Origin of the sequence: Pseudomonas sp. RA_105y_Pfl2_P56 (assembly GCF_963970845.1) — a bacterium.
Lineage (GTDB): Bacteria > Pseudomonadota > Gammaproteobacteria > Pseudomonadales > Pseudomonadaceae > Aquipseudomonas > Aquipseudomonas baetica_A.
This window is the reverse complement of the sequence record NZ_CAXAPL010000023.1, coordinates 12,364-27,245: the sequence shown is the minus strand read 5'-3', so window position 1 is coordinate 27,245 and position 14,882 is coordinate 12,364. Positions and strand designations below refer to the sequence as shown.

Genomic DNA, 14,882 nt, shown 5'->3' with positions numbered 1-14,882 from the left:
TTATATAGACATCATCCAGGCTTCGCTCGGGATCTTGACCAGCAGCATGTTTCAGATTGCCACCGCGTCAATCTCCCTCAGCACTCATTCAAGCCTTCGCGAAAACGGATCGCCAGAGCTTTCAGGTTCTGCCGCCAGCTCTCCAACTCCTCTCGACTCAACTCATCTGGTGCCTCTTCTTCATCCAGATTAACCGCCTGGATCAGCGGCTGTGTCACATCTCCCTTGGGTTTGTGCGGTACCCTCGGCGGCTGGAACAACGCCGAATGCGCTGCTAACAGTTTGGCCAGCCAGGTTTGCGAATTGCCCGCCAACTCAACCATTTCAGCCAGTTCGGGGATAGCAATCGACTCAAGCACGTCGCACGTCAGCAGCATCTCCGCCCGGGGTTCATTTGCCTGAGGCAGACGGTAGAAACCGGCGATTTCATGACAAAGCCCCAACAAGGCACCGTAGAGGTGAAACAGCGCCGATTCACGTCCGGCCTGAATCAGCGCCAAAGAATTCATCGCCCGCCCCTCTTCAGCTCGAGCCAGAGCTTCCAGCGACAGGCCGGCAAAATAAATCTTCTGATTGGTACGGGTATAGAGTTCGTGGGCCATGACGGCTGCCTCCACAACGAAATAATTGCTTCACACAGGCCGGACAGTGTCGTGGATCAGCCAATCCCACCGCAAGCACATACTGAAAAGGCCGCATGAAAACCCAAAGGTTCTCATGCGGCCCTTTCAGTATGTGACTAACGCTTACTCAGCCTTGGCCTTTGCGCTGCGCTTGTCTTCAACCGCCCACTTGCCGCCGTCGTAGTAAGCCTTCCAACCGGTAGGCTTGCCGTCGACTTCGGTCTGTACGTATTGCTCCTTGGTCTTGCGGCTGTAGCGGATCACCGCTGGCAGACCATCAGGATCCTTCTGCGGCGCTTCACACAGGAAGTGATACTTTGGATCAATCTCGCTCTTGTGCGGCAGAATCTCGATCACCAATGGAGCACGAGTCTCACGGTTTTTCGGGAACTGACTGGCCGCCAGGAACAGACCGGACGCACCATCACGCAGGATGTAGGTGTCGTTGACTTTTTCGCATTTCAGCTCAGGCATCTTCACCGGATCCATCTTCGGCGGCGCCGCGTCTCCGCTCTTGAGCAGTTTGCGCGTGTTTTTACAGGTCGGGTTGGTGCAGCCGAAGAACTTGCCGAAACGGCCGGTCTTGAGTTGCATCTCGCTGCCGCACTTGTCGCACTCAAGGCTTGGACCTTCATAGCCCTTGATGCGATAGCTGCCTTCTTCGATTTCGTATCCGGCGCAATCCGGATTGTTACCGCAAATGTGCAGTTTGCGCTTCTCGTCGAGCAGGTATGCGTCCATCGCCGTGCTGCAGATCGGGCAGCGATGCTTGCCACGCAGTACCAGCGACTCCGACTCACCCTCGTCGTCTGCAGCGATTTCGTCTCCCGGCACCAGGTTGACGGTGGCCTTGCAGCGTTCTTTCGGTGGCAGGCTGTAGCCCGAGCAGCCGAGGAATACGCCGGTCGACGCGGTACGAATCTGCATCGGACGGCCGCACGTGGTGCACGGAATGTCGGTCATGACCGGCTGGTTGGCGCGCATGCCGTTGTCCGGGTTCTCCGCCACTTCGAGTTTCTTCTTGAAGTCGCCGTAGAACTCGTCCAGCACGTTTTTCCAGTCGCGCTCGCCGTGAGCCACGTCATCGAGGTTCTCTTCCATGCCGGCGGTAAAGCCGTAGTCCATGAGATTGGAGAAGCTCTCCGACAGGCGTTCGGTGACGATGTCGCCCATTTTTTCCGAATAGAAACGACGGTTATGCAGCGTCACATAGCCGCGATCCTGAATGGTCGAAATGATCGCAGCGTAGGTCGAAGGACGACCGATGCCGCGTTTTTCCATTTCCTTGACCAGGCTGGCTTCGGAGTAACGCGCCGGTGGCTTGGTGAAGTGCTGGGACGGATCAAGCTTGATCAGCTTCATCACGTCGCCCTGTGCCATGTCCGGCAGAACATCGTCATCGCCAGGCTTGGCGATCTGCGGCATTACGCGGGTGTAGCCGTCGAACTTGAGGATACGGCCCTTGGCACGCAGCTCGAAGTCACCAGCAGCGACGCTCACGGTGGTCGACAGGTATTGCGCGGGCAGCATCTGGCAAGCGAGGAACTGGCGCCAGATCAGCTCGTAGAGGCGCTCAGCGTCACGCTCCATGCCGGCCAGCTTGCTCGGCGTGGTGTTGGCGTCGGAAGGACGGATCGCTTCGTGAGCCTCTTGTGCACCTTCTTTGCTGCTGTAGACGTTTGGTGTTTCCGGCAGGTACTTCTTGCCGAACTCGTCTTCAATGTAAGTGCGTGCCATCGTCACGGCGTCAGCCGAGAGGTTGGTCGAGTCGGTACGCATATAAGTGATGTAGCCAGCTTCGTACAAACGCTGGGCCATCATCATGGTTTTCTTCACCCCGAAGCCCAGGCGATTGCTCGCTGCCTGCTGCAGGGTGGACGTGATGAACGGTGCCGAAGGCTTGCTGCTGGTCGGCTTGTCTTCGCGCTTGACGATGCTGTAGCTGGAAGACTTCAGCTTCTCCAGCGCTGCAGTTGCCTGGGCTTCGTTCAGCGGCTTGAAGGCTTCGCCCTTCTCGCGCGCTACTTCGAAACGCACGGTCGAGCCTTTGGTGGTGCCTAAATCGGCGTGCACTTCCCAGTATTCTTCAGGGTTGAAGGCACGGATTTCGCGCTCGCGCTCGACCACCAGTTTCACCGCAACCGATTGCACACGACCGGCAGACAAGCCACGGGCGATCTTGGCCCACAGCAGTGGCGAGACCATGTAACCCACGACGCGATCGAGGAAACGACGCGCCTGCTGGGCATTCACACGATCGATGTCCAGCTCGCCCGGCTCGGAGAAGGCTTCCTGAATCGCTTTCTTGGTGATTTCGTTGAACACCACGCGCTTGTAGCGGCTGTCGTCACCACCAATGGCTTCGCGCAGGTGCCAGGCAATGGCTTCCCCCTCGCGATCCAAGTCGGTTGCGAGATAGATGGTGTCAGCGTCTTTGGCGAGCCGGCGCAGCTCTTCGATGACCTTCTCTTTACCCGGGAGGATCTCGTACTGGGCTTTCCAGCCATGATCGGGATCGACCCCCATACGCGAGACCAACTGCTTGCGCGCTTTCTCTTTCGGCGTGAGCACCGGCCCTTCGCCCGCGGCAGCCTTGCCGCGCTTGGCGGCTGGCTCTTTGCTGGCGCTAGCCGAACCGCTGGTGGGCAGGTCTCGGATATGGCCGATACTCGACTTCACCACGTATTGGTTACCCAGATACTTGTTGATGGTCTTGGCCTTAGCCGGGGATTCCACAATGACCAGCGATTTGCCCATGGATCAGAAAATTCCTGAATTCTAGAAGTGAAAGGCGGTTGGCGCCTGACGCGGCACCGCTATATATAGTTGATACAAGGTGAGGTCAAGCACAGGGTGCTGCGCGCACTCGCCTCATGCCTTGGAAAAAAGGCTCGGTTCGGCTTGCACCAAAGCAAAGCGTGGCACCTGCTCGCCGTCAACCTCGACTGACTCGAGAAACATGCTCAAAGGGCGCACCCAAAAGCCATAATCGCCATACAGGGCTTGGTAAAAGACCACTTCTTCTTCGGTCTCGGAATGCCGCGCAACATTGAATACACGGTACTGCGGACCTTTGTAATGTTGGTAGAGCCCAGGTTGTATCGGCATGCTTCGGCCCTCACTCAAATTTTTTCAAAAAAAAACAAAATAAATCCACAAAAACAAAAACCGGGGCACTTGGCCCCGGCTTCCATCAACGAGACGCTTAAACGCGTTCGAAGACGGTGGAGATGCCTTGGCCGAGACCAATGCACATAGTGGCCACCCCGAAGGTGCCGCTATTCTGCTTCATCACGTTCAGCAGGGTGCCGGAAATACGCGCACCGGAGCAACCGAACGGGTGACCCAGGGCAATCGCGCCGCCGTGCAGGTTAACCTTCTCATTCATCTTGTCGAGTACTTTCAGATCTTTCAGCACTGGCAGAGCCTGTGCGGCGAAAGCTTCATTGAGCTCAAAGAAGTCGATATCGTTAATGACAAGACCTGCACGCTTCAGGGCTTTCTGTGTAGCCGGAACTGGACCATAGCCCATGATTGCCGGATCCACACCCGCCACTGCCATCGAGCGGATCACCGCCATCGGCTGGATACCCAGGTCCTGCGCACGCTGCGCCGACATCACGATCATGCACGAAGCACCATCGGTGATCTGCGACGAAGTACCGGCAGTCACGGTGCCGCCCTTTGGATTGAAGGCAGGCTTGAGGGCCGCCAGGCTTTCCAGGGTGGTTTCCGGACGAATGGTTTCGTCGTAGTCGAACAGTTTCAGGAAACCGTTCTCGTCATATCCCTGCATCGGGATGATTTCGTCTTTGAACTTGCCTTCCACGGTGGCCTTGTGGGCGAGTTGGTGGGAACGCACGCCAAAGGCGTCTTGCTGCTCACGAGTGATGCCGTGCATCTTGCCAAGCATTTCAGCGGTCAGGCCCATCATGCCCGAGGCTTTCGCAGCGTACAGAGACATGTGCGGGTTCGGATCGACACCGTGCATCATGCTCACATGACCCATATGCTCGACGCCACCAACCACGAACACGTCACCGTTACCGGTCATGATCGCTTGTGCAGCAGTGTGCAGAGCGCTCATCGACGAGCCACACAGACGGCTGACGGTCTGGCCGGCCGAGGTGTGCGGGATCTGGGTCATCAGCGACGCCATGCGCGCAATGTTCCAGCCCTGCTCCAGGGTCTGGTTTACACAGCCCCAGATCACGTCCTCGACTTCAGCAGGATCGACCTTGGCGTTGCGCTCCAGCAATTTGCTGATCAGGTGCGCCGACATGTCTTCAGCGCGGGTGTTGCGGTGCATGCCGCCCTTGGAGCGGCCCATCGGTGTACGACCGAAGTCGACAATCACGACGTCTCTAGGATTCAAGCTCATAAGTTCACTCTCACTCTAGTTGGGGGCGCTTAACCGAAGAAGCTCTGGCCGTTTTTGGCCATTTCGCGCAGCTTCGCGGTCGGGTGGTACAGCGCGCCCAAATCAGCGTACTGGTCAGCCAGGGCAACGAACTCGGCAACACCGATCGAATCGATGTAGCGCAGCGCACCGCCACGGAATGGAGGGAAACCGATACCGTAGACCAGACCCATGTCGGCTTCGGCGGCAGTTTCAACGATGCCGTCTTCCAGGCAACGCACGGTTTCCAGGCACAGCGCAATCATCATCCAGTTGATGATGTCTTCGTCAGTGACTTCGCGCTGCTCGTAAACGATCGGCTTGAGTACTTCCAGTACCGACGGATCGGCAACTTTCTTCTGCTTGCCTTTCTTGTCGGTCTCGTAGGCGTAGAAGCCCTTACCGTTTTTCTGGCCCAGACGCTTGGCTTCGTAAAGCACGTCGACAGCCGAACGACGGTCATCCTTCATGCGATCCGGGAAGCCTTCAGCCATCACGTCACGGCCGTGGTGACCAGTGTCGATGCCGACCACATCCATCAGGTAGGCAGGCCCCATCGGCCAGCCGAATTTTTCCATGATCTTGTCGATGCGGACGAAGTCCACACCAGCGCTGACCAGCTTGGCGAAACCGCCGAAGTACGGGAACAGCACGCGGTTGACCAGGAAGCCCGGGCAATCGTTGACGACGATCGGGTTCTTGCCCATTTTCTTGGCGTAGGCAACGGTGGTGGCAACAGCCAGCTCGCTGGACTTCTCGCCACGAATCACTTCTACCAGCGGCATCATGTGCACCGGGTTGAAGAAGTGCATGCCGACAAAATTTTCCGGGCGCTTGAGGGCTTTCGCCAGCAGGCTGATGGAAATGGTCGAGGTGTTGGACGCGAGGATGGTGCCCTCTTTGACCTTGTCTTCGACTTCCGCCAGCACGGCTTGCTTGACTTTCGGGTTCTCGACGACAGCTTCAACAACCAGGTCAACGTGACCAAAATCGCCGTAGGACAGCGTCGGACGAATGCCGTTGAGCACTTCAGCCATTTTCGCGGCGGTCATACGACCTTTGTCAACGCGGCCAACCAGCAGTTTGGCGGCTTCGGCCAGACCCTGCTCGATACCGTGTTCGTTGATATCCTTCATCAGGATCGGCGTGCCTTTGGACGCCGACTGATAGGCGATACCGCCCCCCATGATGCCAGCGCCGAGTACGGCGGCCTGCTTCACGTCTTTGGCGATTTCGTCGTAGGCCTTGGCCTTCTTCTTCAGTTCCTGATCGTTCAGGAACAGACCGATCAAGCTCTGCGCGGCAGAGGTCTTGGCCAGTTTGACAAAACCTGCGGCTTCGACTTCCAGCGCCTTGTCACGACCGAAGTTGGCGGCTTTCTGGATGGTCTTGATCGCTTCGACCGGCGCCGGGTAGTTCGGGCCAGCTTGACCGGCAACAAAACCTTTAGCGGTTTCGAAAGCCATCATTTGTTCAATGGCGTTCAGCTTGAGTTTTTCCAGCTTCGGCTGACGCTTGGCCTTGAAATCGAACTCGCCGCAGATGGCACGCTTGATCAGCTCAAGGGCAGCTTCCTGCAGCTTCTCTGGAGCAACCACAGCGTCGACCGCGCTGACTTTCAGGGCGTCTTCAGGGCGGTTTTCCTTGCCGGCGGCAATCCACTCGATAGCGTTGTCGACACCGATCAGGCGCGGCAGACGCACGGTACCGCCGAAGCCTGGGTAGATGCCCAGCTTGACTTCCGGCAGACCGATTTTGGCCTTGGTCGACATGACGCGATAGTCAGCTGCCAGGCACATTTCCAGACCGCCGCCCAGGGCGATGCCGTTGATGGCCGCTACGGTCGGAACGTTGAGGTCCTCGAAATCGCTGAAGATCTTGTTGGCTTCGAGATTGCCAGCAACCAGCTCGGCATCCGGCAGCTTGAAGTTTTCGACAAATTCAGTGATGTCGGCGCCGACGATGAACACGTCCTTGCCACTGCTGACGATCACACCCTTGATCGAAGCATCTGCCTTGATGGTGTCTACGGCCTGACGCAGCTCGCTCAGGGTAAGACGGTTGAACTTGTTGACGGACTCACCCTTGAGGTCGAATTTCAATTCGACGATGCCACTTTCAAGAGCGTTAACCGTGATGGCTTTACCTTCGTAAATCATCAACTGATCTCCACGATATGGAAGCTGAACAGTACACGTCGGACGCAGGCGAATGGCTTGGCAGGACGCTTTTTCGTCGATGCTAACGCCAATCCACCCGGCACACCCGCCAACGCGATAGTCGGGATTCTGTAGGAGCGATCTGTAAGACAAACGCTCAATTCATACGCCCGTTTGATTTGGGTACGCCACCTTCACGGAATTTCCGACAATTGTCAATCGCCCAAAATACGGGTTGAAAGGCGACTTTGCGGTCATTTCCGCTCCACGAAGACCGGCAACACGCATCTGCATGTGAAGCCATTCATAGAATCAATAGTTAGAAAAGTCGCCCTAATTCTCATCGAGCCTTGTTTAAGGGGCTACGCTGGCTGGACTACAGGGAGATTCGCTGACTCCGCAAATGTGAATCAGCGATAAAAACAGTTACCGGCCTGCCTGGCCCCCGCCCGATGAATCATGTCGGGCTTTTTGTTGCTCGTCTGCCGGACGATGCGCACCATTGCAGTACGAAATGTCCGCGGGTTACGCCAGCGCTTTCAGTGTGGCATCGATATCCTGCAAAACTGCGGCTTCACCCTTTTCGCCCCAGTACAAGGCGATCATCTGCTTGTCGGCCTCGACCTTGAACACGTTGCCTGGCAACTTTTCGAAATGATTGAGCAGCGCCCGGTCTTCGCAGACTTCCTGCCATTGATTGACCCATATCCCTGGCGACTTCTGCCAGTAAGTCCAGCACGCTGGCTGACTGCCACGCCGCGGCCGATGGTATTGAGCACACGGATTGGGAGGCTCCTGAGACAGCCAGTGCGGCCACTCCTGAGGCGCCAGTTGCATAGCCAGCCCGATACGCCGCGCCTCCATGCGCAGGGCCATTCGACCGCTCTGCACACGCGATGGGCGCAACCATGCCAGCGGGCTCAGAACCACCAACAGGATTGACACCACCAACCAGACCGTCATATCTCTACTCCCGACTTAAGGTGAGCGCATTGTGTCACTTTGTTGAAACCAGCCATACTTAACAGTATTGAACCGTCACGAGGAGCACCTCATGCCCTACTCCCATATCCTGGTCGCCGTCGATCTGACCGAAGAGTGCGATCCTGTGATCCACCGCGCCCGAGAGCTGTCGGTGAGCAATGACGCCAAGCTCTCGCTGGTGCATATCGTCGAGCCGATGGCCATGGCGTTCGGCGGCGACGTGCCGATGGATCTATCACAACTGCAACAGCAGCAGTTCGATCAAGCCAAGGAACGCCTTGAGCGCCTGAAACTCAAGTATTGCGAACTCAAAGGCGCCGACTGCCACTTGACCTACGGCCAGCCACGCCAGGAAATCCACCATTTTGCCAAGGAGCATGAGTGCGATCTGATCGTGGTGGGCAGTCATGGACGCCATGGTCTGGCGCTGTTGCTCGGCTCGACCGCCAACGATGTACTGCACGGCGCGCCTTGTGACGTGCTAGCGGTGCACCTGGTCAAACAGTGAAATGCATCACCCTGAGGGACGGGCTTGCTCGCGAAAACGTCGGCACATCCAATTTGATGTCGCGTGATATACCGATTTCGTGAGCAAACCCGCTCCTACCATGGATTTCAACACTACGTAAAAAGCCCGGCGCTCATGACTGAACGCCGGGCTTTTTTACATCTGGATCAATCAGGCATCCAACTCGGCCCAACGCTCCACCAGTGCATCCAGCTCGGCCTGCAATTGCTCAAGCGAGGCAATCACCTTGGCAGTCTCTGCCGCAGGACGCTGATAGAAACCGGCTTCGGCCATTTCGGCCTCTACGGCAGCGATTTGTTGCTCCTTGGCGTCAATATCACCCGGCAACGCTTCCAGTTCGCGCTGCAACTTGTAGCTCAGCTTCTTTTTTGCAGCAGGGGCAGCAACGGCAGGCGCTGCGACGGGAGCCGGCTCAGCCGTCACCACCGCCGAGTTCAGGTCAGCCTTGCCCGACTTGCTCTCGGTTACACCCAGCAGACGCGGCGAGCCGCCCTGACGAATCCAGTCTTGATAACCACCGACGTATTCGCGCACCTTGCCTTCGCCTTCGAAGACCAGGGTGCTGGTGACGACGTTGTCGAGGAATGCCCGGTCGTGGCTGACCATCAGTACAGTGCCGTTGAAGGTCAGCAGCACCTCTTCGAGCAGCTCAAGGGTTTCCACGTCGAGGTCGTTGGTCGGTTCGTCGAGTACCAACAGGTTCGCTGGTTTGCTGAACAGCTTTGCCAACAGCAGGCGAGCACGCTCACCACCCGACAACGCCTTGACAGGCGTGCGAGCACGCTGCGGGCTGAACAGGAAGTCGCCGAGGTAGCTCAGCACATGACGGCTCTGGCCATCGATATCGATAAAGTCGCGACCTTCGGCGACGTTGTCGATCACGGTCTTTTCCAGATCCAGCTGATGGCGCAATTGATCGAAGTAAGCCACATCGATCCGCGTGCCCTCTTCAACTTTACCGCTGGTCGGTTGCAGGCCGTTGAGCATCAGCTTGAGCAAGGTCGTCTTGCCGGTACCGTTGGCGCCAAGCAAACCGATACGGTCGCCGCGCTGCAGCACCATCGAAAAGTCCTTGATCAGGAACGGGCCGTCCGGGTGATGAAAGCTGACATTTTCCAGCACCATCACTTGCTTGCCGGACTTGTCGGCGGTTTCCAGCTGGATATTGGCCTTGCCGGTACGCTCACGACGTTCGCTGCGCTCGACACGCAGGGCCTTCAGGGCGCGAACGCGACCTTCGTTACGGGTACGACGCGCCTTGATGCCCTGACGGATCCACACTTCTTCCTGAGCCAGACGCTTGTCGAACAGCGCGTTGGCGGTTTCTTCAGCAGCCAGCGCGGCCTCTTTGTGGACGAGGAAGCTGGCGTAGTCGCCGTTCCAGTCGATCAGGCCGCCGCGATCCAGTTCGAGGATGCGCGTGGCAAGGTTTTGCAGAAAGGAACGGTCGTGCGTGATGAACAGCACGGCGCCCTGAAAATCTTTCAGCGCTTCTTCGAGCCAGGCAATTGCACCGATGTCCAGGTGGTTGGTGGGTTCGTCGAGCAGCAGCAGATCGGGTTCGGACACCAGTGCCTGCGCGAGCAGCACGCGACGACGCCAGCCACCGGACAATTCGGCAAGGGTCTTGTCAGCCGGCAATTGCAGGCGGCTCAGTGTGCTGTCGACCAGGGTCTGCAAGCGCCAGCCGTCACGGGCTTCGAGGTCGTGCTGAACGTGCATCAGTTTGTCCAGATCGGCATCGGTGACGATGTTCTGGCTCAGGTGATGATACTCGGCGAGCAAGGCGCCAACACCGTCGAGGCCTTCAGCCACCACGTCAAACACCGTCCGCTCGTCAGCCACCGGCAATTCTTGCGGCAATTCGCCGATTTTCAGACCGGGGGCACGCCACACCGAGCCGTCATCGGGCTTCTGGTCGCCCTTGACCAGTTTCATCATGCTGGATTTACCAGTGCCGTTGCGGCCGATGATGCACACCCGCTCACCACGGGCGATCTGCCAGGACACCTTGTCCAACAACGGCATCGCGCCGAATGCAAGGGACACATCGCTGAATTTGAGCAGGGTCATGAGCTTCTCCAAAAACCGGGCGCGCATTCTACCTGAGTTAGGGCTTCAGCAGGCCGGCAATTTGTCTGTCGAAGCACTCTGCACAACATTTGTTGCGAACTTGTGCTGTAAGGCCCGCAAAGCTTTCGCCGCTTGCTGGCAAAAGGCTAAGCTACAGACAATTCAGTGCTGATCGAGGTCAGCACTTGTCATGATTTCTCTGCCCGGATGTCTCATGCGCAGTCGCCTTTTCAGTGTTTTTTCCTGTTTCCTACTTACCGCCGCTGCCGTTCAATCCGCCCAGGCGGTGGACCTGTCCACCCAACGCCAGTATTACGATGAAGCCAAACGCGCCCTGGCCAAGGGCGACACCGGTCCGTATTTGCGTTACAGCCAGGCCCTGGCTGATTATCCGCTGGAACCGTATCTGGCTTACGACGAGCTGACCGCACGCCTGAAAACCGCGAGCAACGCGGAAATCGAGAAATTCCTCGCCGAGCACGGCGACCTGCCCCAGGCCAACTGGATGAAGCTGCGCTGGTTGCGCTGGCTCGCCGACCGTGGCGATTGGACAACCTTCGTCAAGTATTACGACCCGAAACTCAATTTCACCGAACTGGACTGCCTCAATGCGCAGTACCAGATCAGCCATAACCAAAAAGCCGAGGGATACGCCAACGCGGACAAGCTCTGGCTCACGGGTAAATCGCAACCTGCTGCGTGTGATGCGCTGTTTGGCATCTGGGCCGCTGACGGTCAGTTGACCGAGCAAAAACGCTGGCAGCGCACCAAGCTTGCAGCTCAGGCCCGCAACTTTGCATTGGCCAACAGCCTGGTGAAAGGCCTGACCACCCTCGCCCCACGCGGTCGTTTGTTGGTGGATGTGGCGCAAAAACCCGAGTTACTTAATCAACCATCACGCTTTACCCCCGCCGACGAACCAATGTCCGACGTGGTCAGCCTCGGCCTGCGCCGCCTGGCCCGCCAAGACCCTGACAAAGCCATGGCCTTGCTCGACGGCTACGCCAGCAGCATGCACTTCTCCCGCGATGAAAAAGTCGCGATCGCGCGGGAAATCGGCCTGACCCTGGCCCGGCGCTTCGACAGTCGAGCGCTGGACGTGATGACCAAATACGACCCGGAGCTACGTGACAACACGGTTTCCGAATGGCGCCTGCGCCTGCTGCTGCGTCTGGCGCGCTGGGACGACGCTTACCAATTGACCCGTCGCTTGCCGCAGGACCTGGCCACCACCAATCGCTGGCGCTACTGGCAAGCCCGCAGCCTGGAACTGGCACAGCCGCAGAACCCGCAAGTGCAGCAACTCTACAAGAGCCTGGCCCAGGAGCGCGACTTCTACGGCTTTCTTGCCGCTGACCGCTCACAGTCGCCGTATTCGCTGAACAACAAACCTTTAGTGCTCAGTCAGGCGCTGATCAACAAAGTACGCAACACCCCCGGCGTGCGGCGTGCGCTGGAATTCCACGCACGGGGACAGATCGTCGACGGCCGTCGCGAGTGGTATTACGTCAGCCGCCACTTCAACCGCGACGAAATGGTCGCCCAGGCGAAACTGGCCTATGACCTGAAATGGTACTTCCCGGCAATCCGCACCATCAGTCAGGCGAAATACTGGGACGATCTGGACATCCGCTTCCCGATGGCCCACCGCAATACCCTTGTGCGTGAATCCAAGGTTCGCGGGCTGCATTCGAGTTGGGTATTCGCGATCACCCGCCAGGAAAGCGCCTTCATGGACGACGCCCGCTCAGGCGTTGGCGCCAGCGGTCTGATGCAACTGATGCCAGCCACCGCCAAGGAAACCGCGCGCAAGTTCAGCATTCCGCTGGCCTCGCCGAAGCAGGTGCTCGATCCGGACAAGAACATCCAGCTCGGCGCGGCTTACCTGAGTCAGGTGCACAGCCAGTTCAACGGCAACCGCGTCCTCGCTTCTGCCGCTTACAACGCCGGTCCCGGCCGTGTACGCCAGTGGTTGCGTGGTGCTGATCACCTGAGCTTCGATGTCTGGGTCGAAAGCATTCCGTTCGACGAAACCCGCCAATACGTGCAGAACGTGTTGTCTTATTCGGTGATCTACGGCCAGAAGCTCAACTCGCCCCAGCCGCTGGTGGATTGGCATGAACGGTATTTTGATGATCAGTGATCACGCAGATCACACCCAGTAAAGAAAATGCCCTTATCGCGAGATAAGGGCATTTTTCATAGCGCTCGACCGTGTCGGTGCTTAGTCGCTCATCACCTGCACGCCATCGTTGAACTGCAACGCCGCCAGCCGTGCATATAGCGGATTACTGGCAATCAATTCCTGATGCGTCCCTACCGCGACCAGTTTGCCCTGGTCCATCACGGCGATCCGGTCGGCGTTCTTCACCGTGGCCAAACGGTGGGCGATCACCAGTGTGGTGCGGTTGTGCATGAGATTGGGCAAGGCTTGCTGGATCAGGTGTTCACTTTGCGCGTCGAGTGCGCTGGTGGCTTCATCCAGCAGCAGGATTGGCGCATCCACCAACAACGCCCGGGCAATGGCCAGACGCTGGCGTTGACCACCGGAAAGTCCAAGACCGCCATCACCCAGATGGGTTTGATAGCCATCAGGCATTTGTTCGATGAAGTCATGGGCGTGGGCAATTCGGGCCGCTTCCTTGACTTGTTCCAGCGTGGCCGATGGGCAGCCATAGCGGATATTTTCCTCCACGCTGCCGAAGAACAGCGCCGGCGTCTGGGAGACCAAAGCAAAACAGCGACGCAGATCCAGCGGATCGAGGCTGGTCAACGGCACCCCATCCAGCAGAATTAGGCCTTCGCGCGGATCGTAAAAGCGCAGCAGCAAGTCATACACCGTGGATTTACCGGCACCGGATGGCCCCACCAGCGCCAGAGTTTCGCCAGCTCTGACGGTAAGATTCAACCCATCGACGGCGTAGCTTTGCGGACGCGAGGGGTAGGAAAACCTTACATCCTGCAGTTCCAGTTCGCCTTTTACTCGCGCCGGCAAGGTCACCAAACCCGTCGCTGGCGGTTGAATGATGTTTTCCGAGCGTAGTAATTCGGCAATCCGTTCAGCGGCACCGGCGGCGCGTTGCAGTTCACCAATCACTTCGCTCAATGTGCCAAAAGCGCTGCCGACAATCAGGCTGTAGAAGACGAACGCCGCCAGTTCACCGGCAGATATCCGCCCGGCAATCACATCCATGCCGCCGACCCACAACATCACCGCTACAGCGCCGAGCACCAGCACGATGACCAGAGTAATCAGCCACGCTCGCTGGAAGATTCGCTTGCGGGCCGTTTCGAAAGCCTGCTCAACCGTCGTCGCAAAGCGCTGTTCATCCTGCGCCTGATGGTTGTAAGCCTGAACGGTTTTGATCTGCCCGAGGGTTTCGGACACGTAGCTACCGATATCGGCAATCCGGTCCTGGCTCTGCCGCGACAGATTGCGCACGCGCCGCCCGAAAATCAGGATCGGCGCAATCACCAGCGGCAAGGCGATCACCACGATGCTGGTGAGTTTGGGGTTGGTGATGAACAGCAGTACAACCCCGCCGATGACCATCAGCAAGTTGCGCAGGAACAGCGACAACGACGAACCGATCACCGACTGCAGCAGAGTCGTGTCAGCCGTCAGGCGTGACTGGATTTCCGAGCTGCGATTGTCCTCGTAAAACCCCGGATGCAGGTAAACCAAATGGTTGAACACCTGCCGGCGGATGTCTGCCACCACTCGCTCACCGATCCACGACACCAGATAGAACCGGGCAAAGGTGCCGACCGCCAGGCCCAACACCAACAGCATGAATATGCCTATGGATTGGTTGAGCAAGTGCGGTGATTGGGTCATGAACCCCTGATCGACCAGCAGTTTGATCCCCTGCCCCAACGACAAGGTAATACCGGCCGTCACGATCAACGCCAGCAGCGCGCCGAAGGCCGGCCAGCGATAAGGGGCGAGAAAACGACTGGTCAGACGCAAGGCGCGCCGGTGTCGAGAGGAAAGCATCGGGATCATTGAGGTTCACGTCTGTGCTGTTGAATAGGGCCAGCCTACATACTCAAATGGGGTGGAACTCTGTAAATCACAATGAGTCAGGTTAAATATGCCCGTGACGACTAGGGCC

General features: G+C 57.9%; 10 protein-coding genes. 2 read left to right on the top strand and 8 right to left on the bottom strand.

From position 1 onward, the window contains the following. Window positions 1–77: 77 nt before the first annotated feature. The 6 genes from AACY11_RS16730 to AACY11_RS16705 form a co-directional block, all read right to left on the bottom strand. Window positions 78–602 carry a DUF6586 family protein gene (locus AACY11_RS16730; RefSeq protein WP_339466197.1) on the bottom strand — a complete coding sequence of 175 codons (525 nt, stop codon included), beginning with the start codon at window positions 600–602 and terminating at the stop codon, window positions 78–80. Between the two features lie 144 nt (window positions 603–746). Beyond that, entirely contained in the window at window positions 747–3,380 is a 2,634-nt protein-coding gene (gene topA, locus AACY11_RS16725) for a type I DNA topoisomerase (protein ID WP_339433390.1), read from the bottom strand. Between the two features lie 114 nt (window positions 3,381–3,494). After that, window positions 3,495–3,731, bottom strand: coding sequence for a DUF1653 domain-containing protein (locus AACY11_RS16720; RefSeq protein ID WP_042560169.1), 237 nt, complete (start codon window positions 3,729–3,731; stop codon window positions 3,495–3,497). A gap of 97 nt (window positions 3,732–3,828) precedes the next feature. Next, a complete protein-coding gene (gene fadA / locus AACY11_RS16715; protein WP_339466195.1) occupies window positions 3,829–5,004 on the bottom strand; it encodes an acetyl-CoA C-acyltransferase FadA in 1,176 nt (391 codons plus the stop codon). Window positions 5,005–5,033: 29 nt separating this feature from the next. Beyond that, the gene (gene fadB, locus AACY11_RS16710; RefSeq protein ID WP_339495335.1) at window positions 5,034–7,181 is read right to left on the bottom strand and encodes a fatty acid oxidation complex subunit alpha FadB; all 2,148 of its coding nucleotides are present in this window, start codon (window positions 7,179–7,181) and stop codon (window positions 5,034–5,036) included. Between the two features lie 525 nt (window positions 7,182–7,706). Then, window positions 7,707–8,144: a hypothetical protein gene (locus tag AACY11_RS16705; protein WP_339433393.1), complete on the bottom strand. Its 438-nt coding sequence runs from the start codon at window positions 8,142–8,144 to the stop codon at window positions 7,707–7,709. Between the two features lie 91 nt (window positions 8,145–8,235). On the opposite strand from AACY11_RS16705, the gene AACY11_RS16700 reads away from it, so the two are divergent. Continuing rightward, complete coding sequence (locus tag AACY11_RS16700; protein ID WP_339433394.1) at window positions 8,236–8,673, top strand: universal stress protein; 438 nt, start codon at window positions 8,236–8,238, stop codon at window positions 8,671–8,673. A gap of 171 nt (window positions 8,674–8,844) precedes the next feature. Here AACY11_RS16700 and AACY11_RS16695 read toward each other — a convergent pair whose 3' ends face one another. After that, window positions 8,845–10,767 carry an ATP-binding cassette domain-containing protein gene (locus AACY11_RS16695; RefSeq protein ID WP_339433395.1) on the bottom strand — a complete coding sequence of 641 codons (1,923 nt, stop codon included), beginning with the start codon at window positions 10,765–10,767 and terminating at the stop codon, window positions 8,845–8,847. Window positions 10,768–10,981: 214 nt separating this feature from the next. Here AACY11_RS16695 and AACY11_RS16690 point away from each other — a divergent pair, with 214 nt between their 5' ends. Then, window positions 10,982–12,910: a transglycosylase SLT domain-containing protein gene (locus AACY11_RS16690; protein WP_339495333.1), complete on the top strand. Its 1,929-nt coding sequence runs from the start codon at window positions 10,982–10,984 to the stop codon at window positions 12,908–12,910. 81 nt (window positions 12,911–12,991) lie between these two features. On the opposite strand, the gene AACY11_RS16685 is transcribed toward AACY11_RS16690, so the two are convergent. After that, window positions 12,992–14,773 carry an ABC transporter transmembrane domain-containing protein gene (locus AACY11_RS16685; protein WP_339433397.1) on the bottom strand — a complete coding sequence of 594 codons (1,782 nt, stop codon included), beginning with the start codon at window positions 14,771–14,773 and terminating at the stop codon, window positions 12,992–12,994. Window positions 14,774–14,882: the final 109 nt, after the last annotated feature.